Consider the following 23,901-nt stretch of genomic DNA (forward strand, 5'->3'; position numbering starts at 1 on the left):
TAAAATATATCGTTATTGCGAGCCACGAAGCAATCTTACAATGTTAGTTGATTTACTACCGCTGTAAGATTGCTTTATGCTTTATAAAGAATCCTTGTACATATGAAAACATACGGTCTAATCGGATTTCCACTCTCACATTCATTTTCTAAAAAATATTTCACCGAAAAGTTTCAAAATGAGGGAATAACTGATCGTCAATATGAACTTTTCCCAATAGAAAACATAAAATCACTTGCAGATTTACTTGCTGAAAATCAGTCGCTTTGCGGATTGAATGTGACGATACCGCATAAAGTTGGCGTTTTACCATTTCTAAATGAAATTGAAGAAGCTGCGGAAAAAATCGGTGCAGTAAATTGCATTTGTATTAAACGATTCGAGGACGAAACATATTTAAAAGGATTTAATACCGATGCATACGGTTTTGAAGAATCGTTAAAACCGCTATTAACGGCTAAGCATAAAAAGGCATTGGTTTTTGGCGATGGTGGTGCTGCCAAAGCGGTAAAATATGTACTGCAAAAGTTGGGTATTGAATATCAGGTTGTAGTAAGAAAGGCAACCGCTGGAGCTATTTTATACAACCAGGTTACACCAGAGTTGTTAGAGCGCCACAAGCTTTTAATTAACACCACACCATTGGGCATGTCGCCCCATATAAATACTTTCCCTGAAATCGATTATACACAACTTGGAAGCGATCACTTAGTCTACGATTTGGTTTATAATCCTCTGGAAACGGCATTCCTCTCTAAAGCAGCAGAACGCGGTGCGCAAGTTAAAAACGGTTTAGAAATGTTGTATAAGCAGGCAGAAAAAGCCTGGGCCATTTGGAATAAATAATATTTATCTGTCGTTATTGCGAAAGCGAATGCCGACTTTCGATAAGGCAATCTGTTAAGCTGGTTATTTTATGAAATTGAAATCTTTTGTCTTTCTGCCATTTATGCTACTCTTGTGCTTTTCCGCTTGCCAGAATAATGACTATAGCCCTAAGCCTAAAGGTTATTATAGAATTGAATTTCCTAAGAAGGCATACGCAGCATTCTCTAAACCTGTTCCTTACCAGTTTCAATATCCTGTTTATGCCACAATTGAGCAAGATCAAAGTCGGGATGCGAGAGCAAATTGGTATAACCTGCATTTTAAGCAGTTTAATGGCTACCTGCACCTTACCTATTATGATGTATCCGCCAAAGGTGAATATGATCAGATGGTAGAAGATGCCAGGAAACTGGCTTTCAAACATACCATAAAAGCAAGCGCAATTGATCAGCGAATTATCAATTATCCTCAGCAAAAGGTTTATGGAATTTATTATGCCATTGAGGGAAATACAGCATCCTCGGTTCAGTTTTTTCTAACAGATAGTGCGAAACATTATTTCAGAGGAGCATTATATTTTAATGAGCGCCCTCAATATGATTCTATTGCTCCAGTTGTCAAATTTATCAAAACAGATATCGATACTTTGATTTCTACCTTTAGATGGAAAAATTAGTTGTTACGATTATTCTCTATTAGGCATCACAAACTATGATTACTATAAAAATATTCATCTTTAACGCTTACAGCGAAAATACCTACGTTCTTTACGATGAAACAAAAGAGTGCGTTATTATCGATCCGGGCATGTATGAAGGCTTCGAACAGAATGAACTGGTTTCCTTTATCAAAGCGCAAAACCTTAATCCGGTTTTGTTATTAAACACCCATTGCCACATCGATCACGTTTTCGGCAATAAGTTTATTTTTGATACTTATGGATTAAAGCCAAAATTTCATAAAGGAGAATTGGTGGTGTTGGAAGCCGTTCCGGGATACGCTCCATCAATGGGATTTTATAAATATGAAACTTCGCCACTTCCGGATGAGTTTCTGGAACAAACAGACGTTATCACGTTTGGCAATAGCACACTTGATTTAATTTTTGCTCCTGGCCATTCTCCGGCACACTTATGTTTTTACAGCAAAGCTGATGATATTTTGATTGGGGGTGATGTATTGTTTTATGGTAGCATCGGCCGAACAGATTTGCCTGGTGGCAATCATCAGCAACTCCTCCAAAACATTTCCGATAAATTGTTTGTATTACCAGATGAAACGAAGGTTTATCCTGGCCATGGTCCGGCGACAACAATTGGTTTCGAAAAGCAAAATAATCCGTTTTTTTAGATCTAGGCTGTATCAGCTAATCTGGGCGTTAAACGTGCCGTTTTACATGATACATCTTACATTTTAGCTATCTTTGCAACTGTGAATACGCCGCTATATATTGCCAAACGCTACTTGTTTGCCAAAAAATCTACCAATGCCATCAATCTGATATCTGGAATATCAATGGCCGGCGTAATGGTTGGCAGTGCGGCCCTGATTATTATTTTATCAGTATTTAACGGCTTGGAAACAGTAGTGCTGGGTATGTTTGATACCATTACTCCTCAAATTGCAATTACACCTGCAAAAGGTAAAACATTCGATCCCAACACGGCCTATTTCAATGCACTAAGAAAAAATAAGGATGTATACGCATTTTCTGAAGTTTTACAGGAAAAGGCTTTGTTAAAATACAATGATAAACAGGCTGTGGGCCTAGTTAAGGGCGTTAGTGCTGATTATCTGAAGAATACCAAATTAGACAGTACAATTAAAGAAGGTCGATTTATACTTCAAAACAAAAGTGGTTTTAGTAGTGTAATGGGATCAGCATTGCAGAGTTATCTGGCAGTGAATACTTTAGATCCTTTTACAGAATTAGAAATTTATTCGCCCAAAAAAACGATATCCGTTAGTTCTTTAAACCCTACTGATGATTTTATTGCCAAAAGCATTCGCGTAAGCGGTGTGTTTGAGGTGCAGCAAGATTTTGATAACGGCATCATCGTTCCCCTGGAATTTGCAAGGGAGTTGTTGGATGAAAGCAAAAATGTTTCGTCTATAGAAATCGATTTTAATCAAAATGTAGATGTCGATCAGTACAAAGACGAAATTGCAGAAAAGCTTGGTAGTGGATTTGTTGTTCAAAACCGGGCAGAACAAAATAGTTCTTTACATCATATATTTAATTCTGAAAAAAGTATGGTGTATATTATTTTAACATTCATTTTAATAATCGCTATATTTAATGTAGTTGGCTCCCTAACCATGCTTGTTATCGATAAAATTAAGGATATTGCTATCTTGAGCAGCCTGGGCGCCAGCAAAAAATTAATTAAACGCATTTTTCTTTTTGAAGGAATGATGATTACCATGTCTGGATGCGTGTTGGGTTTAATCATAGGTTTGCTTTTCTATTATGTCCAGCATACATTTGGGCTAATCAGCATGGGTGAAGGATCTATGGTAAATGCATACCCTATCGGATTAAAATGGCAGGATTTTGTTTTAGTGTTTATTACAGTGGGTATTTTTTCATTTTTGGCATCGGCTTTGTCATCAAATTTAAGTGTCAAAAAGATCGATCAAATTAATCAATCAATATAGAATGAAGTTATTTAAACAAGCAATTGTATTTGTTGTGCTACTTGGCGTGGCGGCTACCGCTTGTAATAGAACAGAGAAAGCTGAAGGCGAAAACAGTAAATTAAAAGTTGTTAAAGGGCTTTATAGTTTTGGTCCTGAAATGAAATCTTTTACTCTTTGTGAAGATGGTAGAGAATATTGGGTGACCGACAGTGTTAAAAACCTGGAGCTTTCTTACAGTAATTTAGGTTTTGAAAAGCCTTATGAACCCGTTTATGTAGAGCTGGAAGGTTATATTGCCAAATCTGATACTGCAACCGTTTCAGCTGATTTCGATTCGACATTGGTAGTTACTAAAGTGATCAAAATCAGTAAAGAAATTCCTGACGGGCCTTGTGCACAATAATCTATTTATTTTCAGGAACGGTTACCCACCAAACATTTCCCCAGGCATCTTCAAAGCCGGCACTTAAGCCATATTCCCTTTGAGCAGGTTCCTGTATAGAGGTTGCAGCATTTTTAAGGGCTTTATCGTAGAAAGTTATTGCATTTGGCGAGTGTATAAACATTCCGGCTGGAAAGGGCGGAAAATCATCATTTGCATTGGCAAACATAATTGTTCCCCCTTCAATAACAACTTCAGCATGCATGATGGAGCCATTCTCCCTAGGTACGATTAACTTTATATCCGCGTTAAAAACTTCCTTTAAAAAATCTATAATTTCTCGGCATCCTTTACCACAAGGTAAGGCATAATTGTCTGATAATATTCTGGTGATTTCATGCTGAATTAGTTTAGCCCTCATTTTTTCAACCCGCCTCCCGCTATATACCTGGGAGAATCAAGGAATATTGCAACTTTAAGGCATTCTTAATATGCTGAGGTTGACCGTTTAATTAAAGTTATCAATTTTATCTCAAAAAAGATAAATTGACGCCCCTCAAACTTCGTCGTAAAGAAATCGTTCTTAGCCCACGCTCGTTTCTAAGGAGCGTGGAAATGGCTTTTCGTATTTTACGAATAATAACGGCGATTAAATCGCTTTTTACTGATGCGCTCGTTTGAAACGAGCGTAAGCAGGAAAGTATCTTTAAACAAAGAAAGGCTTCCCGGTTTAACCAGAAAGCCTTTCTTTATCTTATATCTCTTCTATTTACCAGAAGATAGAATAAAGCGCTACCAGAATACCGCAAACCAATAAGGATCCTACGGCAAAACTAGGGTGAACTTTAAACATACTGGAATCAATTTCTAAACCATTTGATTTATCGCCTTTACTATTTTCGATCATGCTAATCGCAAACATCACCACGATACAAATAACGAAAACAAAGCCCATTCTATCTAAGAAAGGGATTTCGTAAATGCCTTCAGCATTTGCTACTGAGAAGCCGAAATCGTGTAAGAATGATAAATCCATCATTCCAGGTAAAAATTTCAGTAAAACGGATAAACCAAAGCCACCAATGGTAGCAAATAACGCTGCATTTGAAGTGGTTTTTTTCCAGAAGAAACCTAAAATGAACATGGCAAAAATACCCGGACTCACAAATCCTGTGTACTCCTGAATGAATTCAAATCCACCTTTTTTATCAATACCTAAAAATGGAGAAATTGCGATTGCAATGGCCATGGCTACAATAACTACCAATCTGCCAGTTCTTACCAAACTTTTTTCAGAAGCTTCTTTTCTGATGTGTTTCTTAAAAATATCTAAAGTGTAAATGGTTGAGATACTATTTATTTTACCAGCAAGAGAGGCTACAATTGCTGCGGTTAGTGCAGCGAATGATAAACCTTTTAATCCGGTAGGTAAAATATTTAATAAGGTTGGGTAGGCACGATCCGGACGAAGTTCGCCCCCCGGCATCATTGAATTTACATCAATACCCGTTTTTTCCTGATATAACATGTAAACGGCAATACCCGGCAAAACAACAATAAGAGGCATTAAGAGCTTCAAAAATGCCGCAAATAAAATACCGGCTCGTGCAGTTTTTAAATCAGCACCTAGAGCACGCTGCGTAATGTACTGATTACATCCCCAATAATTTAAGTTCACAATCCACATACCACCTAATAAAACCGTCATACCCGGAAGAGAAGCATAATTGGCGCTGTCCTTTTTGAAAATCATATGAAAATGGTCAGGAGCTTTTTCTCTCAAAAATGCTAAACCATCCAAAACACCGTCTCCGCCAAAGTGATCACTCACTAAATTAAGGGCGAGATAAGTCGTGGCTAAACCTCCGAAAATTAAGAAAGCAACCTGGATAACATCCGTATATCCGATAACTTTCATTCCGCCCAGGGCAATAATAACCGCGAAAACGGCTAAACCAATCATACAATACCAGAAACCGATACCTGATATGCTGCTTACAGCCAAGGCGCCTAAATAAAGTATCGAGGTTAGGTTAACCACTACATATAATAATAACCAAAACACGGCCATAATCATGGCAACTGTACCATTATACCGCTGACTCAAAAATTGAGGCATGGTATAGATTTTGTTTTTGAGGTAAACGGGAATAAAAAATGTAGCCACAATAACCAGTGTTGCAGCGGCCATCCATTCGTAAGTGGAAATGGCTAATCCCATTTTAAATCCATCGCCACTCATGGCTACAAACTGCTCAGCGCTAATATTTGAGGCAATTAATGAGGTGCCTATGGCCCACCAGGTCAGTGATCCTTCAGCAAGGAAGTAATCCTTACTGCTCATTTGCGCTTGCTTTTTACGGTGGTAAATCCAGAAACCATATATTGCCACAACAGCAAAATAGGCTAGAAAAATAATGTAATCTGTTACTTTCATTTAAGTAAGTTATTTGGTTTAGAAGGCTAAATGTAGTGAAATCATAAATTAAATTTTAATTTTTTTAACTTAAAAATGTTAAAACGACATTTATTATTTTTCTATGCTGCCAATTAGATATATCTGTTGATCAAATTCTCCAGATATTCCTGTTTTCCACTTCTCATTTCAGGTTCTCCGTTTTCGGCGGCGAAGTTTCTCAGGTCTTCTAAACTTAAGTTGCCCTGCTCAAATTCTGCTCCTTTTCCACTGTCAAAGGATGCGTAGCGATCGGCTCTGATTTTTTTGTAATCTGACTGTTGAAGAATGGCGTCTGCGGTGATCAAAGCCCTGGCGAAAATATCCATGCCGCCAATGTGCGCATAAAATAAATCTGCAGGATCGGTGGAGTTCCTGCGAATTTTTGCATCGAAGTTTACACCGCCGCCCTGTAAGCCACCGCCTTCCAGAATAATCAGCATGGATTCTGTTAATTCATTGATGTCATTTGGAAACTGATCGGTGTCCCATCCATTTTGGTAATCGCCACGATTGGCATCGATGGAACCCAGCAGTCCGTTATCAACTGCTACCTGTAGTTCATGTTGAAAGGTATGGCCAGCTAAAGTAGCATGGTTAACCTCCAGGTTAAGTTTAAAATCATTTAATAAATCGTACTGCTGTAAAAATCCTTTTACCGTAGCCGCATCATAATCGTATTGATGTTTAGAGGGTTCACATGGTTTAGGCTCAATGAAAAAAGTACCTTTAAACCCTTGCTGACGGGCATAATCTTTTGCCGTATGTAAAAACTTAGCCAAATGTTCCTGCTCACGTTTCATATTGGTATTCAGCAAACTCATATAACCTTCTCTGCCTCCCCAGAAAACGTAATTTTCGCCGCCAAGAGCAATCGTGGCATCAAGCGCCGCTTTCACCTGTGCAGCTCCATGTGCCAGTACATGAAAATCGGGATTGGTTGAAGCACCGTTCATGTAACGTTTGTGACTGAATAAATTTGCAGTTCCCCAAAGTAGCTTTACGCCGCTATCAGCTTGTTTTTGTTTTAGCATATTCTACCAAACTCTGTAATCTACGTTCGTTTTCAGCTACATTATCACAATAATCAACAACATCAACATCGTGAAAACAATAGTAAGGCAACTGCATTTTTGTAATAAATTCAAAAGCAGCATCCATTTTAGCTTTTGCCCTTTCGATCACATCATTTTTTTCATCCCAGGGGAAAATGTGCGTGGCACCACCGAAAGGATCAGCACCGTTTCCATTAAAAGAATGCCAATAAGCACATGCAAATTTGAAATGCTCATTCATGGTTTTACCTGCGACTATCTTGTTCCCATCGTACCATCTAAAGGCTAATGGATTATTACTTTCTAACCCTTCGAATTGAATTTGGTCTATGCCTTTAAAAAATTCTTTTGCTCCTGTTACTACTTTTGTCATTGTATATTTTTTTGTGGTTCTATTTTAAAGTTTTCATTAGTAATGATTTCCATTCCTGGTAGATCGGTTCGTAAGCTGCAGAATTTTTCGGATCAAGTGTGGCGACCACTTCGTGATGTGTAAATGCGTCTTCCGCAGTGTTGAAAATGCCTGCACCAATGCCCGCTCCTAATGCTGCGCCAACGCTACCATCATTTTCGTAAAGTTCTACCCGAACGCCGGTAACATCAACAAAGGTTTGCGCAAAAACCTCGCTAAGAAAAAGATTGGCCCTACCTGCCCGGATTACTTTCGGCTCCATTCCAATTTCACGCATAATATCAATACCATACCTGAATGAGAATGCTATGCCCTCCTGAACGGCTCTAAAAATTTCTGCCTGACTGTGAATATTTAAATCGATACCTAAAAACTGGGCGCCTGTATACTGATTATTGAGCATTCGTTCTGCTCCATTTCCAAATGGCAATACGTTTAATCCTTTGCTACCAATAGGAGCTTTTGCTGCTAAAGTATTTAACTCTTGATAATTTAAATGAGGTGCAAAGGTGTTTTTCGCCCAACGGAACATACTGCCGGTGCCATTAATGCAAAGTAATACACCAGTATTTTTTTCTTCGGGAGAATAGGTTACATGCGCAAAAGTATTCACACGCGACTGTGGGTCGTAAGTTAGGCTATTGCTCACGCCGTAAATGACGCCTGAAGTTCCAGCCGTTGCAGCAACCTCACCTGGCTTCATCACATTTAATGAGAGAGCATTATTAGGTTGATCTCCTGATTTATATGCCACCGGGATTCCTGCGGTTAAGCCTAAAAATAAGGCTATCTCCTCCGTTAGTACGCCATGTGAGGCGAATAATTCATTTATTTCAGGAATAAAATTATAATCTAACCCGTAATAATCCATTACAGCTTTCGAAATTTTATCTTGTTGAAAATCCCAGAAAATACCTTCAGATAATGCCGAAATACTTGTAGTAATATTCCCGGTTAATTTCATTGAAATGAAATCTCCGGGAAGCATGATTTTATCTATTTTTCGATAAATATGAGGTTCGTTTTCTTTGATCCAAGCCAGTTTTGATGCGGTAAAATTGCCAGGAGAGTTGAGCAAGCTGCTTAATGCATTCTGGTGGCCAATCTGATCAAAAGCTTTTTCACCTATTTCTACGGCCCTGCTATCACACCAAATGATGCTGTCACGCAATACATCTTGATTTTCATCAACCACAACTAAACCATGCATTTGATAAGCAATGCCTATAGCTGCAATATTTTTCGGGTTAAATAGATTTGTAGCATTTAGCTTAAGAATAGCCAGCTTTGTATTTTCCCACCAATCTGCAGGAGATTGTTCTGCCCAGCCAGGGCGAACAGATTTAATTTCTGTTTCGGCCTCGGGATATTGAACGGTTGCAATACTTTTTTGGGTTTCTACATCAACAACTGCAACTTTAATTGATGATGTGCCTATATCAATACCTAATAAATACATTTGGATGGTTTAGTGTATTTGGTTATGCAAACGGTTGCATAAATATAGGTCTTAAATTCAAATGCGCAAATTTTTGTCTGACAACATGAAGGTTGTAATGGAGTTAAATGCTTCCAAATTCAAGTCAACTTTGCTTAAGAATACAATTTATTCCGGATAACAATTGAAGCATAATTGATACTTTAGCGATATTAAAATCAAAATAGGAAATAATGGAAGTAATTACATGGGATGATTTTGAGAAGGTAGAGCTGCGTGTTGGAACTATTATAGAAGCCTTCGAGTTTCCGGAGGCCAGAAGGCCGGCGTATAAGTTAAAGGTTGATTTCGGGACTTTTGGAATTAAAACGAGTAGCGCTCAAATTACCAAACACTACACGCTCGAGGAATTGCCGGGAAAACAAATTATAGGGGTAATTAACTTTCCGAAGAAACAAATTGGTAAGTTTATGTCAGAGTTTTTGGTAACGGGTTTCGCTGATGAAAATGGCGATATCATTCTCACAGCTGTAGATAAAAAAACGCCCAACGGCAGTAAACTGATTTAGATTTACACTAAGTATCAGCGCTGTAGCGAGGAATTGGTTTCTTGTTGATCCTTTGTTTTTAGCCCTGATTGAAATGGCAGCCCCCGATTTCTCGGGGCTATAATGTAAAGCAGGAGGGCATTTTCCGATAAGCAATAGCGCTCCGCTTCCTCATTTTTTTAAACAAATTCAATATGCATGCGGCGCATTAACCTGTAGCAAAACCATTTTAATTTGGGTTCGATTAAACAATAGTGGTTTCAGGCCTTTCGTTATCTTTGCGCTATGAGTTTTTATAATTTCGAAAATACCAACCCTGAGGAAGAAGATATTCACTACATGAAACTGGCTTTGGAAGAAGCTAGGAAAGCACTAAGTGAAGATGAAATTCCGATTGGTGCAATTGTGGTGAGCAAAAACCGTATTGTTGGGAGAGGTTATAATTTAACCGAGAAATTTAACGATGTAACAGCACATGCCGAAATGCAGGCATTTACATCTGCCGCCCAAACTATTGGTGCTAAATATTTAAGAGATTGTACGTTATATGTTACCATTGAGCCTTGCGTAATGTGTGCCGGGGCCAGTTACTGGACGCAAATAAGCCGCATCGTTTATGGCGCCAGGGAAGAGAAACGTGGATTTATTTCGAAAAATGCAAACTTATTGCACCCAAAAACCGAGCTTAAAGGCGGCGTTTTAGCGGAAGAATCTGCCTTACTTATGAAAAATTTCTTTGCAAAGAAAAGATAGCCTAAAATGGCTTGTAGCTATCTGATCTGATTTTAATTTTTCGATGTTCCAATTTTTTATTGATCACAAAGATTGGAAACTTTTCGTGAAAAAAGATTTGATGATAATTACATGAACAAATCTTAACCTACGAATGTTATATTTGCTATTAGAAACATTTTAAAATCTAAAAACATAATACTATGGCTTTTGAATTACCTGCGTTACCGTACGCAACCGATGCATTAGAACCGCATATTGATAAAACTACCATGGAAATCCACCATGATAAACACCATCAAGCTTACGTTACTAACTTAAATAAAGCTGTTGAAGGTAAGCCTGAAGCAAGTTTAAGCATCGAAGAAATTGTAAAAAACATTTCTAAATATCCTGCTGCTGTGAGAAACAATGGCGGAGGTCACTATAATCACTCTTTATTCTGGAAAGTTTTAGGTCCGAACAAAGGTGGCGAACCAACTGGCGATTTAGCAAAAGCAATTAATGAGGCTTTTGGTTCATTTGCTGAGTTAAAAACTAAATTACAAGATGCTGGTGCAACTCGTTTTGGTTCGGGTTGGGCATGGTTATCTGTTGGCGCTGATAAAAAACTTCAGGTTTCGTCTACTCCAAACCAGGATAACCCTTTAATGGATGTTGCAGAAGTAAAAGGTACCCCAATTTTTGGTATCGATGTTTGGGAGCATGCTTATTACTTAAAGTATCAGAACAAACGTCCTGATTATCTGACGGCTATCTGGAATGCAGTAAACTGGGATGCAGTTGCAGAACTTTATAAAAAAGCTTTGTAAGCAATCCTTTTTATAAAATTTAGAAAGTCTCGGTGAAAATCGGGACTTTCTTGTTTTAAGATAATTAAGTAACTTCGCAACTATTAAAATGTTTAAAATGAAGCGGATTATATTTTTATTTTTAATGGTGTTTGGTTTAATTAACCTGGTAAATGCTCAGCAAAACAAAATGCCGACACCAGATGAGATTGCAAAGAAAAATGTAGAGGATCTGGATAAACGTTTGAAGCTAAACGATACGCAGAAAAGTGTAATCTATCGTTTCACTTTTAATCAGGCTAAAGAACAGGCAGATTTAATAAAAAGGCAACAAGCAGGTAATTCTCGGGAAGAGGATGTAGATAAATTTTATAAACTTCAGAACGAAACCTCTAAAAATATCCGCAACGTATTAAAAGGTGAACAACAAACCGAATACGACAGAGTAATTGAAGAGCGCCTAAGCGGAAAATCGAATAAAGACAAAAAGAAAAAGAAGAAAAAAGGTGAAGAAGAAGAAGTTGAGAGTGATATCAAAGGCTTGCTTTCCGCACCTCCGCTAGATCCTCAAAAACAATAAGACACTACTATGCCAGAGATTATCCTCGGTACGGTTGTTATTGGCTTATTACTTTCACCTCAGTTACTGGCTGGTTTTTTAGCTAAACGCACTGGCAGAAATTTCTGGTTCTGGTTTCTGATTTCTTTTTTAATTCCAATTATTTCTTTGGTGATCCTCATTTTTTTAGAGGATAAAAACCCGAAAACCGCTGCTTATCAGTTGGCTGATCATGTAGACAAGAAATTGAAGATAAATGATCTTAGTTGTTAGATACCAACAATATCTTTCTTTTTTTTCTGCTTCATTGTTTTCGGGATGATGGCTAAAATTTCTTCTTTTAAAGCATTTAACATTCTTTTTTTGATGAAATTTTTATGTGTTACCAGGCTAATTTCCCTCACCGGTTCAGGAGATTTAAAGTGACGGATTTTGTTGGTTTGTTTAGCATTTAATTCTGCAATAGCCAACTCAGGTAATAAAGTAGCTCCACCGTTTAAATCAACCATCCTCACCAAGGTTTCTACACTTCCGGTATTATACTCTAAGCCCTGCAATCTGTTATTTTTAGTCGAACGGCAGATATTAAGAACCTGATTTCGCATGCAGTGCCCTTCGTTTAACAGCCAAATATTTTCGTCGTTTAAATCCTCAGCATCAACAGCTTTCTTTTTGTAAAGCTTGCTGTTTTTACTGATATAACTTACAAAATTTTCGTAGTATAATGGCGTTTCTGAAATGTTAACATCCGTTAATGGAGTAGCTAAAATACCACAATCCAACACGCCGGTTTTTAAATGATGAATAATATCTTCAGTAGTATATTCCCAAATCAGCAGTTTGAGTTCGGGATATTTTTCCAGCATGGCCGAAATCACCTGTGGCAATAAATAGGGAGCTACAGTTGGGATTACACCAATTCTAAGTTCACCCAATACATCCTGCTGCTGGCTACTAATGAGTTCCTTTACCTTCCCGCTTTCCTGTAAAATAATTCTCGCCTGAGCAATAATTTGAGAACCGATCTCCGTTGGTGATACAGGCTGTTTACTTCTGTCGAAAATTTTAACGCTCAGTAATTCTTCCAGTTTCTGAACCTGCATACTCAAGGTAGGCTGTGTAACGAAACATTTTTCGGCAGCGGTAACAAAACTTCTGTAAGTATCTACGGCAACAATATATTCGAGTTGAACTAAAGTCATATAGTTAAAATTGATTTATCTTTTCAAATATATCAATTTTAACTATCACATTTTAATATCTGCTTTGAAAATCCTGATAGGCTAATTCAATACCTTCTTTTAACTCAATCTGATGTTTCCAGCCCAGGTTGTGCAACTTGCTTACATCCATTAATTTTCGAGGTGTACCGTCGGGTTTTGTCGTGTCGAAAACGAGTTCCCCTTCAAATCCCAACACGTCTTTAATCAATAAAGCCAAATCTTTTATGGTCAGGTCGTGTCCGGTACCAATATTAATCAGGTTTGGCTCATCATAGTTTTGCATCAGGAAATAACAGGCATCAGCCAAATCATCAGCAAATAGGAACTCCCTTAATGGCGTTCCGGAACCCCAAACGGTTACTTGCGTTTCATCGTTTACTTTAGCTTCATGAATTTTTCTGATCAGTGCCGGTAAAACATGAGAGTTTTGCGGATGATAATTATCGTTATAACCATAAAGATTTGTCGGCATTACCGAAACGAAATTACATCCATATTGATCGCGGTAGGCATCACACATTTTAATACCAGCAATTTTGGCAATGGCATAAGGCTCATTGGTATGCTCTAAAACTCCAGTAAGCAGATAATCTTCTTTTAAAGGCTGTGGAGCTAACTTCGGATAGATGCAGCTTGATCCTAAAAACATCAATTTTTTAACCCCTGTTAAATAAGATTGATGAATGACATTGTTTTGAATGGCAAGGTTTTCATAAAGGAAATCGGCTCTGTAGGTATTGTTGGCGACAATACCACCTACTTTTGCAGCTGCAAGAAAAACATATTCCGGGCGTTCTTGTGCAAAAAAAATCGGCAACAGCTCGTTGATTTCTTAAATCTAGTTCCTCGGATGTTTTGGTTAATAAATTCTCGAACCCTTCTTTTTGAAGCTTACGATAAATTGCTGACCCAACCATGCCACGATGACCTGCAATATAAATTTTGGCGCTTTTTTCCAATGTGATGTTTCTTTAAGTCGATTGCAAAAATACAATTGATTAACTAAAAACTGGCAAGATAAGCATGCAAAACCTGTTTTCATAATTGATTTAATTGTAAATTTGCCGAAAAAAAACTTTTGGGTAAAGATAAACTTAGACGTTTCGCCGAGATAGAGACCTTTGCAAACGTATATCAATTAGATCAGGGGAAAACCCTAAAGGGTAAATGGGCTGCTGAACATTTTAAAAATTCAAATCCGGTTGTGTTGGAGTTGGCTTGTGGAAAAGGTGAATATACTGTGAACCTGGCCACATTGTTCCCCGATAAAAATTTTATTGGTGTTGATTACAAAGGAAACAGAATTTGGCGTGGGGCAAAAACAGCTATTGAAGATGGGATTGATAATGTGGCCTTTTTAAGAATTCAGATCGAAAACCTATTGGATTATTTTGCTGAAGGCGAAATAGACGAAATCTGGATTACCTTTCCAGATCCTCAGCCACAAGACAGCAGAGAAAAAAAACGCCTTACCTTTCCAGTATTTTTAGAACGCTATAAAACGGTATTGAAGTCTGGCGGAAAGGTAAACCTTAAAACAGACAATGATCAGCTTTATGCCTATACTTGTGAGAAAGTAGAAGCGCTTGGTTTAAAGGTTCATAAAAATACAGATCATTTATATACTTCGGATTTAGTTGATGATGTGTTATCGATTAAGACCTATTACGAAAAGAAATACCTGCTTCACGATAAAAACATCAATTACATTCAATTTTCGTTTGAATAAAGATGAATACAAACTTTTACGACCAGGTTTATGAGGTTGCCCGCTTAATTCCGAAAGGAAGAGTAACCTCCTACGGTGCCATCGCTAAAAGTTTAGGAGCAGCCAAATCATCAAGAATGGTAGGGCATGCAATGGCTTATGCAGGAACGGCTCATCCGAAAGTGCCTGCGCACCGGGTGGTAAACAGTAACGGTTTGCTTACTGGAAAATTTCATTTTGAAACACCAGAAACGATGGCTGAACTTTTGTTCAAAGAAGGCGTTGAGGTTAAAAACGATAAGGTTGTCAATTTTAAAAAGGTATTCTGGAATCCACTGGAAGAAATGAATTTTGAGGATTAGGATTATAAAATTTTTGTGGTTAACAACAACTCATTCACTCATTTAAAAATCACTCACTCAATAATTAATATGGGAAAATTAGTAGAAGAATTTAATGGCTATCGTGAAAAAATGAACGATAGAATCATGGAAACTGCGAATACCAACATCAAACGTTTTTTTGCGCTTGATACCACTTCTTATGCCGATGGTGCCCTGGATGTAAAAACAAAGGAAATGCTAGGATTGGTGGCTTCAATGGTTTTACGTTGCGATGATTGCATTAAATATCATTTGGGTAAATGCCACGATGCAGGCGTAAACAGCGATGAAATGAATGAAATTTTTATGATTGCAAATTTGGTTGGAGGAAGTATTGTCATTCCGCATTATAGAAGAGCGGTAGAGTATTGGGATGAGCTGTTGTTGAGTCCAAAGTCTTAAGTCAGAAGTCATGAGTCTGTGATCGAATCTTATATTCGTTTTAAATTATTTCGCATGGGAAAGTTCAGAGAATTGATTGCATATAAGAAAGGGTTTTCTTTATTGATGGAAATCCATAACCTAACAAAAGATTTTCCAAAAATAGAGCAGTATAGTTTGGTGGATCAGATTCAAAGGTCCTCAAGATCAGTTTGTAGTAGTATTGGAGAAGCATATAAAAAGAGAAGATACCCAAATCATTTTATCAGCAAATTAACTGATGCAGATATGGAAAATGGAGAAACGCAGGTTTGGTTAGATGTAGCACTTGCATGTGCATATATTTCAAACGATACATATAACTCACTTGATGCTAAGTGTGAAGAAATAAGCAAATTATTAAACTTCATGATTCATAACCCAGCTAAATTTGCATAAGGTGACTCAAGACTTTGGACTTACGACTCATGACTCAATTCGTTGCTCCTGGGCTGGATCCGATCCGCTCTACATCAAATATCATGATGAAGAATGGGGAAAGCCTGTTTATGATGATAAGACCTTCTTTGAGTTTTTGATTTTGGAAGGTGCACAGGCGGGTTTAAGCTGGATAACCATTCTTCGCAGAAGAGAGAGTTACAGGAAGGCTTTCGCGAACTTTGTGGTAGAGAAGGTAGCTGCTTTTGATGATAAAGATTTTGATCGGTTAATGAACGATGGAGGTATTATCCGGAATCGTTTAAAAATAAATGGCGCCATTACCAATGCTAAATTATTCATCGAAATTCAAAAAGAGTTTGGAAGTTTTTCAAAGTACATTTGGAATTTTATCCCCAATGGGAAACCCATCGCAAATAAAATTGAGAAAATGAGTGATGTTCCGGCCCGAACAGCATTATCAGATCAAATTAGCAAAGACATGAAAAAGCGGGGATTTAAATTCTTTGGTACTACAATTTGTTATGCCTTTATGCAGGCTACAGGAATGGTAAACGACCACCTAACGACCTGTTGTGCCAGATAATCAAAAAGTGATTTTGTAATGAACAACCTTCTGAAGATTGATTTTCCAAAATCCTGGTTTATTTTTTTGTTGCATTATATTCCTTTACCCACTCAATCACCTCGCGGCTGTTAAAATCGGTACTGCTCTCAACTTTTGCTTTCAAACCAGCATTGTCTCCCAGTTTTTGAAGCAATATGCTTTTTACATTTGCTTTTTTATCCTCATCAGTTATGGCTTTCATAGGCACTTCCTGTAAGGGTCCGGCGCCAGGTTTTTCAATAAAATAACGAATTACAGGTGCACCGGCAGGGCGTTCAGGTGCTGCGCTTCTACCACCTCCAATACTAATTCCGCCGCCCATTCCCATGCCGCCAAAACCGCCAGTTCCGGTGCCAATGCCCACTGATGGCCTGAACTTCACCTTTTTTTCCTTAACTGCTGGAACCAACGTTCCGCCACCAAAAGAATAAAGATTTACGGTTCCCATCTCGATCAGCTTTACAAAACGGTATTCGAAATTTTTTCCGTTTGCAAAACCTTTGCTCACAAAACTGTTTCCATTCCAGAAGAAGTTTTTCACATCTTTTGCAGGGAGAATCACATCCGCTTCGTCATTTGCGCTGATGTAAACCGAAAAATAATCGGTGCCCTTTACAGTTCCACGAATTACATCATCATTATTTTTAACAATAAAATCCTGGGCAAAACCCGAATTAGCGAACAGAAAAAGTATGAATGTTAAAAATGGAAATTTCATATCAATAAGGCTTAATACAAATAACGCAACAAATTTTTAAATCTTGCGAGTTCAAATTAATTTTGATATTTCCAACTTCTAAACCAGAATGGTTTTGCTGAAATTTTGAAAGTTCTGATTTCATTTTGTCATCAATCTATTGCGACGGGCGAAGTAAGCAGAAAATAATGATGTGAAACGTTTCATTGGGCGTTTTAGTTTAACGTGAAATACCAGAATGCAATAATTTAATTTTAGCTTTTTTGTTGAAAAAGCAATTTAACCTTATCGCTAACTTTAGCTACTTTTATCACATGAATAAAAAACTCTTTCTTCTAGATGGAATGGCGCTCATGTACCGGGCACACTTCGCATTAAGTAAAAATCCTCGTTTTACTTCAACAGGGATTAATACATCGGCAGTAATGGGCTTTACCAATACTTTGCTCGATGTGCTGAAGAAAGAAAAACCCTCGCATATTGCTGTCGTTTTTGATACTGAAGCCCCTACTGAAAGACATACTTCTTTCGAAGCATACAAAGCACATAGGCAGGCAATGCCTGAAGATTTGGCTGCTGCGATGCCCTATGTAATTAAGTTAATTACTGGATTTAATATTCCGGTAATCACTTCAGATGGTTACGAAGCAGACGATATTATTGGTACGCTTGCAAAAAAAGCAGAGTCGAAAGGTTTTCAGGTTTATTGCATGACTCCCGATAAGGATTTTGCCCAATTGGTTTCTGAAAATATTTTTATTTATAAGCCAGCCCGAATGGGTAACGATATGGAAATTTTGGGAGTGAAGGAGGTGCTGGCAAAATGGGAAATTGAAAACGTATTACAGGTTATCGATATTTTAGGTTTATGGGGTGATGCGGTGGATAACATTCCTGGAATTCCGGGGATTGGTGAAAAAACAGCAAAAGCCTTAATTAAACAATATGGTTCGATGGAGAATATCATTGCGCATTCTCATGAACTTAAAGGAAAACAGCGAGAAAATGTAGAGAACTTTGCTGAGCAGGGATTAATTTCAAAAAAGCTAGCAACCATTTTATTGGATGTTCCCGTTGAACTCGATGAAGCAAGTTTGGAACTTTGCGATCCAAGTCGTGATTTGTTAGAACCGCTTTTTACGGAGCTGGAGTTTAGAACACTAGGGCGCCGGGTTTTTGGTGATGAGTTTTCGGTTACCACAGCACGATTTGGAGAAGGAACACAAACTGATCTTTTTGGAAATCAGTCTGGCGAAACCATTCAGTATACCAACACTTTAGAAGAAGAGCCTGCAGAAAAATTACCTGCCAAAACAATAGAAAATACAGCGCATGATTATGTTTTAGTAGAAACCGCAGAGCAGCGTGCTAATTTAATAAAACTGTTGCTTACGCAGGAAAAAATATCATTTGATACAGAAACTACGGGAACTGATGCGAATATGGCAGATTTAGTTGGCCTATCGTTTTCAATAAAGCCAGGAACCGGCTATTATATTCCTGTCTCAGCAGTCCGAGAAGAAGCTCAGGCTATTGTAGATGAATTCCGAGTTGTGCTTGAAAATGAAAAAATCGAAAAGATTGGTCAGAATACCAAATACGATATTTTAGTATTGAAATGGTATGGTGTGCAGGTAAAAGGCAAACTTTTCGATACCATGCTGGCACATTATCTGATCGATCCTGATACCCGCCATGGCATGGATGTGCTCTCAGAAAACTATCTGGGTTATTCACCAATATCAATTACCAAACTAATCGGGGCAAAAGGTAAAAATCAACTGACTATGCGTGATGTTCCTGTAATTGATGTAGTTGATTACGCCGCCGAAGATGCGGATGTAACCTTGCAATTGGCTCATGTTTTTGAACCAAAATTAAAGGAGTTGAATGCTGCTAAATTGGCTGTTGAGATTGAAAACCCATTGGTTTATGTTTTGGCCGACATCGAAAAAGAAGGTGTTCGTATAGATATTGAAACATTAAAAGCTTATTCGAAGGAGCTGGAAACTGATATTACTAAGTTTGAACAGAATGTTTATGATAAGGCTGGAATCAAATTTAATCTGGCATCTCCGAAACAACTGGGTGAGGTTTTGTTTGATAAACTTCAGCTCGATCCAAAAGCAAAGAAAACTAAAACCGGACAGTACCAAACCGGGGAGGATGTATTAACGGCTTTGGCCAGCAAAAGTGATATCGTTCAGGATATTTTGGATTTCCGCCAGTTGCAGAAACTCAAATCGACTTATGTTGATGCTTTACCATTGATGGTAAACCCTAAAACTGGTCGTGTTCATACTTCCTATAATCAAGCTGTTGCTGCCACGGGTCGGTTAAGTTCAAATAATCCCAATTTGCAAAATATTCCAATCCGTACTGAGCGTGGAAGGGAAGTGCGTAAAGCCTTTATTGCCAGAGACGAAAATCATATTTTGTTATCGGCCGATTATTCGCAAATTGAGCTGAGGATTATTGCAGAGATTAGCAAAGAAGAAAATATGCTGGATGCCTTTAGTAAAAACATTGATATCCACACCGCTACCGCTGCAAAAGTATATGGAATCGCTATTGAAGCTGTAGATAGCACACAACGTAGAAATGCAAAAGCCGTAAACTTCGGGATCATCTATGGTCAGTCTGCATTCGGATTATCTCAAAATTTAGGCATTCCACGTAAAGAAGCGGCAGAAATTATTGAACAATATTTCGCTCAGTATCCAGGCATTAAGCGTTATATGAGTGATACGATGAACTTCGCCCGTGAAAATGGATTTGTAGAAACCATTATGGGTAGAAGACGCTATTTAAGAGATATCAATTCGGCTAATCAAACTGTTCGTGGTTTTGCGGAACGAAATGCCATCAATGCACCTATTCAGGGCTCAGCTGCCGATATGATTAAGATAGCAATGATTAATATCCACAGAGAAATGAAAGCACAAAACTTACAATCAACAATGACCATGCAAGTACATGATGAGTTGGTTTTTGATGTGGTAAAATCAGAAAAAGAAGTTATGAAAGCAATCATTCAAGATAAAATGGCCAATGCAATTAAATTAACCGTTCCAATTGTTGTTGAAATTGGCGAGGGAGAAAATTGGCTGGCAGCACATTAAAAATAAATTTATTCCTATCTTCATTAAAACTTCATCCCGATTAATCAATTTTATATTAACAAATTAAAAACGAGTATGAAAAAGTTATTGAGTTTAATCGCAATCGCAGCATTTGGTTTAACCACAGCATTTGCACAAACACCAGCAACAACAGCACAGGCTAAACAAGTTGTTAAAAAGGAAGTGAAAACAACTACTGCGCCAGTAAAAGCAAGTGCAAAACAAGAAGCAAAGAAAGTTGAAACAAAAACAACTACAACGGCTGCAAAACTGAAAGCAGATGGTACGCCAGATATGCGTTTCAAAGAAAATAAAACAAAAGCAGTAACTAAGGTTGTAGGTCCTACTAAAAAAGATGGAACAGCTGATATGCGTTACAAAGCAAACAAAGAGGCTGCTAAAAAGAACTAGGTTTAGATTTATAGTTTTGGAAAAGGGGATGATGTGAATCAATCCCCTTTTTTTATTTTATAGTGCTATCGTTTCACCAATTTGAGGGAGCCACAGGGTTTTACTTTCTCGTTTAAACTTTGCTGTAGCATCTTCAGTATCAATACTAATTGGGGGGAAAGTATTGTAATGAACACCAATTATCTGATCACAATCAATATACTTCGAGGCAATAATCGCATCATCAACATCCATGGTGTAATGACCACCAATAGGTAAAATAGCGTAATCCAGGTTGTAAAGTTCTGACAGCAATTTCATTTCAACTGTTAAGGCTGTATCTCCGGCAAAATAAATTTGTTTGCCTGCTAATTCCAATACGAATCCAGCTGGATTTCCACCATAACTACCATCCGGATTTGAGCTGCTATGCACTGCCCATACAGTACGAAGTTTGCCGAAAGATAATTTTTGCGTTCCAAAGTTGATATCTGTTACTTTATCTACACCTTGTTCTTTAATCCACTTGGCAACCTCTACCATTGCAATCACTTCCGCATTGGTTTGTTTGGCTAACTCAACCAAATCTGCAACATGGTCACCATGGCCATGGCTCACCAAAATATAATCGGCCTCAATTTTAGACGTATCCACATCTTTCGCCAATGGATTTGATTTAATAAATGGATCGAATAGGAATTTCTTGCCATCAGCCTCAATTAAAAAGCACGATTGGCCATAATAAGTATATTTCATATTAAGATTTTAAGATTGGATAAACGAATGCGCAAAAAAGGAATGCTTATTGACCAAACATTCCACCTAAACCGCCTAACATATCTTTTGCAGAAGCTTGCATTTCTGTCGAGCTTACTTCTTCAGCATTTGCCAGGGCTTTGTTTATCGCAGTCTGTAATAATTCTTCCAACTCTTCTTTATCAGCATTTTTAAAAAATTCTTCATCAATTGAAACTCCTGTAATGGCTTTGTTAGCAGTAGCTGTGATTTTGATGGCACCATTTTCAACCTCGCCAAATACTGAAATGGTATCTAAACGTTTCTTAATCTCTTCGGCTTTTTGCTGTGCCGCGAATAATTTATCGAACATAATTTGTTGTTTTTATTATAAAACGAATTTAGGCTAAATTGTTTTTTACTAAGCTATTTTTATGTAAATCAATATGATTTAAAATAAGAAAACCTCGAAAATCAATCTTCGAGGTTTATCTTTTTAGTCTTCATCGCTTCCCGGCAGGCTTCCATTTCCATGGTAAGCTCCCTTGCGGATAATTGGCATATTTAAATGCTTATACAAATCATCGAGGTGCATTAAACTTCCATTGGTTAAGTTACCCAAGAAAATTACGATAATGTTTTTATCTAAATCACGTACGTAAATATGGCGGAAACCATGCCACCAACCCGTATGGTAAACCACTTTATCCATTTTGTCGCCATCAAACATTCTCCAGCCATAACCATAATTAAAATGGCCATTTACAGGTTTGTTGCGACCCACATAAGATGAATCTGTGCTTTTTTTGGTGAGTAAACGGCCATTTTTTAAATATTTATCGTAAAGTACCAGATCATGGACAGTACTGTAAATTCCTTTATCCCCAACTGGTCCATCCAGAAAATTTTGGGCTACTGAATACCTCCAGGTACGGTCATGGCCAACCACATCAACAGGAATTTTTTCGTATTCGGTTGTGCTGTAAACATGGGTATGTTTCATTCCTGCTGGTTTAAAAATATGCTCCATCATGTATTGAGAGAAACGCTGACCTGTTACTTTCTCAATAATGGCACCCAACACCATGAAGTTGGAGTTATTGTAATGAAAACGGTTATCTGGTTTTACGTAAGGATTAGGTTTGCGTTCTGCAATTACGTTCATTACCTCCTGGTTGCTTACGCCCTTTTTCATATTGCGTTTTTCTTTCCGCCAGATGTCATCAATAAAATAAACATAGTTCATCATGCCACTACGGTGTGTTAGCAAAAGTTTCACCGTAATTCCATCATAGGGGAAATTTGGGAAAAATTTCTTCACATTATCATTTAGCGAAAGCTTGCCTGCTTCTACCAATTGCATAATGGCCGTTCCGGTAAAAGTTTTGGTAATGGATGCCAGTTCAAATTCAGAAGTGATTTTTAAGCTATCGCGATGTAGATAATCTGCCCACCCAATCGCTTTTTCATAAAGAATTTTGCCGTCTTTAGCCACGAGCATGTTCCCATTAAATCCGTACTTTTTATGAAGATTTTGAACGAAATCGGCGATCCATTTATCTCCTTTGGCTGGATCATAAGCTATTAAAAGACTATCCGCTTTGTCATCTTCCTTAACACGGATTTTGGCGTCAGCTGCTTTTTGCTCTTCTGCTTTTTTGCTGTTGCAAGCGGTAAAAATTGATACAGAGAGTGCTAATGCTGAACATATAAATCTAAAATTCATTAATTATATAGGATAGTGTATTTAAAACCCGAAAATTAAAGAATTTTAGACGGTTAAATGGAAAGAGTTTTAAACATTTGCGCAATTTTGTTTGTACCAGCACTCAAACAAATGACCTTTACTTCCATAAACAGGGTCATTATCTGGATTTTTAACCTTTGCAATATCTTCATCAGCTTCCGGACGTTCCTCTGCTTTGCCGTATTTAATGTTATAATCTGATCCATTAGGGTAAGCACCAACAACGGTAAAATCATCGCTAGAATTTAATTTCATGTGTGCTACGCCAGCCGGAATGACTACAACGTCGCCCTTATCTAATTCTATGCAAACCCCATGATCGCCACCGAATTGCACATCAGCTTTACCACAAAATACCCCCATCACTTCATGAGTGTTGCTGTGGTAATGCTGGTAATCAAAAATACCATCCACCCAGGCATTGGTATAGCCATTCTGAGCGAAAACTTTTTTAATCACTTCTTCGGTTTCATCGGGATGAATTAAGAATGCACCTTTGTAAATCATTAAAGGCAAATTCGGGTTGTTGGGAAAATTTCCGTTTTCTTCTATTTTATGTGCAACAAGATATGCTTCTTGTATTAATTTTTCTTTGTCCATGATTGTGGGGTTTCCATAAGTAACAAAGAA

General features: G+C 37.7%; 26 protein-coding genes and 2 pseudogenes. 17 read left to right on the forward strand and 11 right to left on the reverse strand.

From position 1 onward, the window contains the following. Positions 1-102 precede the first annotated feature (102 nt). The 5 genes from ON09_RS07670 to ON09_RS07690 all read left to right on the forward strand — a co-directional run bounded on the left by ON09_RS07670 (position 103) and on the right by ON09_RS07690 (position 3,871). Complete coding sequence (locus tag ON09_RS07670) at positions 103-846, forward strand: shikimate dehydrogenase family protein (RefSeq protein ID WP_010600476.1); 744 nt, start codon at positions 103-105, stop codon at positions 844-846. A 70-nt stretch (positions 847-916) separates the two neighbouring features. Then, complete coding sequence (gldD, locus tag ON09_RS07675) at positions 917-1,504, forward strand: gliding motility lipoprotein GldD (protein ID WP_010600477.1); 588 nt, start codon at positions 917-919, stop codon at positions 1,502-1,504. A 35-nt stretch (positions 1,505-1,539) separates the two neighbouring features. Beyond that, the gene (locus tag ON09_RS07680; protein ID WP_010600478.1) at positions 1,540-2,178 is read left to right on the forward strand and encodes an MBL fold metallo-hydrolase; all 639 of its coding nucleotides are present in this window, start codon (positions 1,540-1,542) and stop codon (positions 2,176-2,178) included. An 81-nt stretch (positions 2,179-2,259) separates the two neighbouring features. Further along, complete coding sequence (locus ON09_RS07685) at positions 2,260-3,486, forward strand: ABC transporter permease (protein ID WP_029204189.1); 1,227 nt, start codon at positions 2,260-2,262, stop codon at positions 3,484-3,486. Between the two features lies 1 nt (position 3,487). Next, a complete protein-coding gene (locus ON09_RS07690) occupies positions 3,488-3,871 on the forward strand; it encodes a hypothetical protein (protein ID WP_010600480.1) in 384 nt (127 codons plus the stop codon). A gap of 1 nt (position 3,872) precedes the next feature. Here ON09_RS07690 and ON09_RS07695 read toward each other — a convergent pair whose 3' ends face one another. The 4 genes and pseudogenes from ON09_RS07695 to ON09_RS07710 all read right to left on the reverse strand — a co-directional run bounded on the left by ON09_RS07695 (position 3,873) and on the right by ON09_RS07710 (position 9,231). Beyond that, on the reverse strand, positions 3,873-4,271 hold the full coding sequence (locus ON09_RS07695) for a VOC family protein (RefSeq protein ID WP_010600481.1): 399 nt from the start codon (positions 4,269-4,271) through the stop codon (positions 3,873-3,875). Positions 4,272-4,619: 348 nt separating this feature from the next. Continuing rightward, positions 4,620-6,287: a sodium/sugar symporter gene (locus ON09_RS07700; protein WP_010600482.1), complete on the reverse strand. Its 1,668-nt coding sequence runs from the start codon at positions 6,285-6,287 to the stop codon at positions 4,620-4,622. Between the two features lie 113 nt (positions 6,288-6,400). Further along, positions 6,401-7,733, reverse strand: a pseudogene (xylA, locus tag ON09_RS07705) (xylose isomerase). Positions 7,734-7,752: 19 nt separating this feature from the next. Next, positions 7,753-9,231 (reverse strand): xylulokinase, encoded by a 1,479-nt coding sequence (locus ON09_RS07710; protein WP_010600483.1) that lies wholly within the window; start codon positions 9,229-9,231, stop codon positions 7,753-7,755. 212 nt (positions 9,232-9,443) lie between these two features. Between ON09_RS07710 and ON09_RS07715 the strand changes: the two genes are divergently transcribed. From ON09_RS07715 to ON09_RS07735, 5 genes are all read left to right on the forward strand, one after another. Then, positions 9,444-9,779: a tRNA-binding protein gene (locus ON09_RS07715; RefSeq protein ID WP_010600484.1), complete on the forward strand. Its 336-nt coding sequence runs from the start codon at positions 9,444-9,446 to the stop codon at positions 9,777-9,779. Between the two features lie 264 nt (positions 9,780-10,043). Beyond that, on the forward strand, positions 10,044-10,511 hold the full coding sequence (locus ON09_RS07720) for a nucleoside deaminase (protein ID WP_010600485.1): 468 nt from the start codon (positions 10,044-10,046) through the stop codon (positions 10,509-10,511). 182 nt (positions 10,512-10,693) lie between these two features. Next, the gene (locus tag ON09_RS07725) at positions 10,694-11,302 is read left to right on the forward strand and encodes a superoxide dismutase (protein ID WP_010600486.1); all 609 of its coding nucleotides are present in this window, start codon (positions 10,694-10,696) and stop codon (positions 11,300-11,302) included. Positions 11,303-11,399: 97 nt separating this feature from the next. Continuing rightward, entirely contained in the window at positions 11,400-11,861 is a 462-nt protein-coding gene (locus ON09_RS07730; protein WP_010600487.1) for a hypothetical protein, read from the forward strand. A gap of 9 nt (positions 11,862-11,870) precedes the next feature. Further along, the gene (locus tag ON09_RS07735; RefSeq protein WP_010600488.1) at positions 11,871-12,113 is read left to right on the forward strand and encodes a hypothetical protein; all 243 of its coding nucleotides are present in this window, start codon (positions 11,871-11,873) and stop codon (positions 12,111-12,113) included. Here ON09_RS07735 and ON09_RS07740 read toward each other — a convergent pair. Then, positions 12,110-13,042, reverse strand: a complete 933-nt coding sequence (locus ON09_RS07740) for a hydrogen peroxide-inducible genes activator (protein ID WP_010600489.1) — start codon at positions 13,040-13,042, stop codon at positions 12,110-12,112. The two genes, ON09_RS07735 and ON09_RS07740, sit on opposite strands and share 4 nt — an antisense overlap. A 52-nt stretch (positions 13,043-13,094) precedes the next feature. Continuing rightward, a pseudogene (gene fcl / locus ON09_RS07745) lies at positions 13,095-14,022 on the reverse strand (GDP-L-fucose synthase). 119 nt (positions 14,023-14,141) lie between these two features. On the opposite strand from fcl, the gene trmB reads away from it, so the two are divergent. The 5 genes from trmB (at position 14,142) to ON09_RS07770 (ending at position 16,559) form a co-directional block, all read left to right on the forward strand. Continuing rightward, positions 14,142-14,792 (forward strand): tRNA (guanosine(46)-N7)-methyltransferase TrmB, encoded by a 651-nt coding sequence (gene trmB / locus ON09_RS07750; protein WP_010600490.1) that lies wholly within the window; start codon positions 14,142-14,144, stop codon positions 14,790-14,792. Positions 14,793-14,794: 2 nt separating this feature from the next. Continuing rightward, positions 14,795-15,133, forward strand: coding sequence for an MGMT family protein (locus ON09_RS07755; RefSeq protein WP_010600491.1), 339 nt, complete (start codon positions 14,795-14,797; stop codon positions 15,131-15,133). Between the two features lie 69 nt (positions 15,134-15,202). Beyond that, positions 15,203-15,556 carry a carboxymuconolactone decarboxylase family protein gene (locus ON09_RS07760; protein ID WP_010600492.1) on the forward strand — a complete coding sequence of 118 codons (354 nt, stop codon included), beginning with the start codon at positions 15,203-15,205 and terminating at the stop codon, positions 15,554-15,556. 54 nt (positions 15,557-15,610) lie between these two features. Continuing rightward, the gene (locus ON09_RS07765; protein ID WP_010600493.1) at positions 15,611-15,973 is read left to right on the forward strand and encodes a four helix bundle protein; all 363 of its coding nucleotides are present in this window, start codon (positions 15,611-15,613) and stop codon (positions 15,971-15,973) included. Next, positions 15,966-16,559, forward strand: coding sequence for a DNA-3-methyladenine glycosylase I (locus tag ON09_RS07770; protein WP_010600494.1), 594 nt, complete (start codon positions 15,966-15,968; stop codon positions 16,557-16,559). The genes ON09_RS07765 and ON09_RS07770 overlap by 8 nt, the downstream gene beginning before the upstream one ends. Before the next feature lie 58 nt (positions 16,560-16,617). Here the strand turns inward: ON09_RS07770 and ON09_RS07775 are convergent, their stop codons facing one another. Beyond that, positions 16,618-17,298: a hypothetical protein gene (locus ON09_RS07775; protein WP_010600495.1), complete on the reverse strand. Its 681-nt coding sequence runs from the start codon at positions 17,296-17,298 to the stop codon at positions 16,618-16,620. A 293-nt stretch (positions 17,299-17,591) separates the two neighbouring features. Between ON09_RS07775 and polA the strand changes: the two genes are divergently transcribed. Then, positions 17,592-20,399 carry a DNA polymerase I gene (gene polA, locus ON09_RS07780; protein ID WP_029204193.1) on the forward strand — a complete coding sequence of 936 codons (2,808 nt, stop codon included), beginning with the start codon at positions 17,592-17,594 and terminating at the stop codon, positions 20,397-20,399. Between the two features lie 75 nt (positions 20,400-20,474). Further along, the gene (locus ON09_RS07785; protein ID WP_010600497.1) at positions 20,475-20,810 is read left to right on the forward strand and encodes a hypothetical protein; all 336 of its coding nucleotides are present in this window, start codon (positions 20,475-20,477) and stop codon (positions 20,808-20,810) included. A gap of 57 nt (positions 20,811-20,867) precedes the next feature. On the opposite strand, the gene ON09_RS07790 is transcribed toward ON09_RS07785, so the two are convergent. From ON09_RS07790 to ON09_RS07805, 4 genes are all read right to left on the reverse strand, one after another. Further along, on the reverse strand, positions 20,868-21,545 hold the full coding sequence (locus tag ON09_RS07790) for a metal-dependent hydrolase (RefSeq protein ID WP_010600498.1): 678 nt from the start codon (positions 21,543-21,545) through the stop codon (positions 20,868-20,870). 46 nt (positions 21,546-21,591) lie between these two features. Beyond that, positions 21,592-21,897: a YbaB/EbfC family nucleoid-associated protein gene (locus ON09_RS07795; RefSeq protein WP_010600499.1), complete on the reverse strand. Its 306-nt coding sequence runs from the start codon at positions 21,895-21,897 to the stop codon at positions 21,592-21,594. Positions 21,898-22,020: 123 nt separating this feature from the next. Continuing rightward, a complete protein-coding gene (locus tag ON09_RS07800; RefSeq protein ID WP_010600500.1) occupies positions 22,021-23,250 on the reverse strand; it encodes a serine hydrolase domain-containing protein in 1,230 nt (409 codons plus the stop codon). 69 nt (positions 23,251-23,319) lie between these two features. Next, positions 23,320-23,871: a cupin domain-containing protein gene (locus tag ON09_RS07805; protein WP_010600501.1), complete on the reverse strand. Its 552-nt coding sequence runs from the start codon at positions 23,869-23,871 to the stop codon at positions 23,320-23,322. Positions 23,872-23,901 lie beyond the last annotated feature (30 nt).

This window comes from Pedobacter agri PB92, assembly GCF_000258495.1.
Classification (GTDB): Bacteria; Bacteroidota; Bacteroidia; order Sphingobacteriales; family Sphingobacteriaceae; genus Pedobacter; species Pedobacter agri.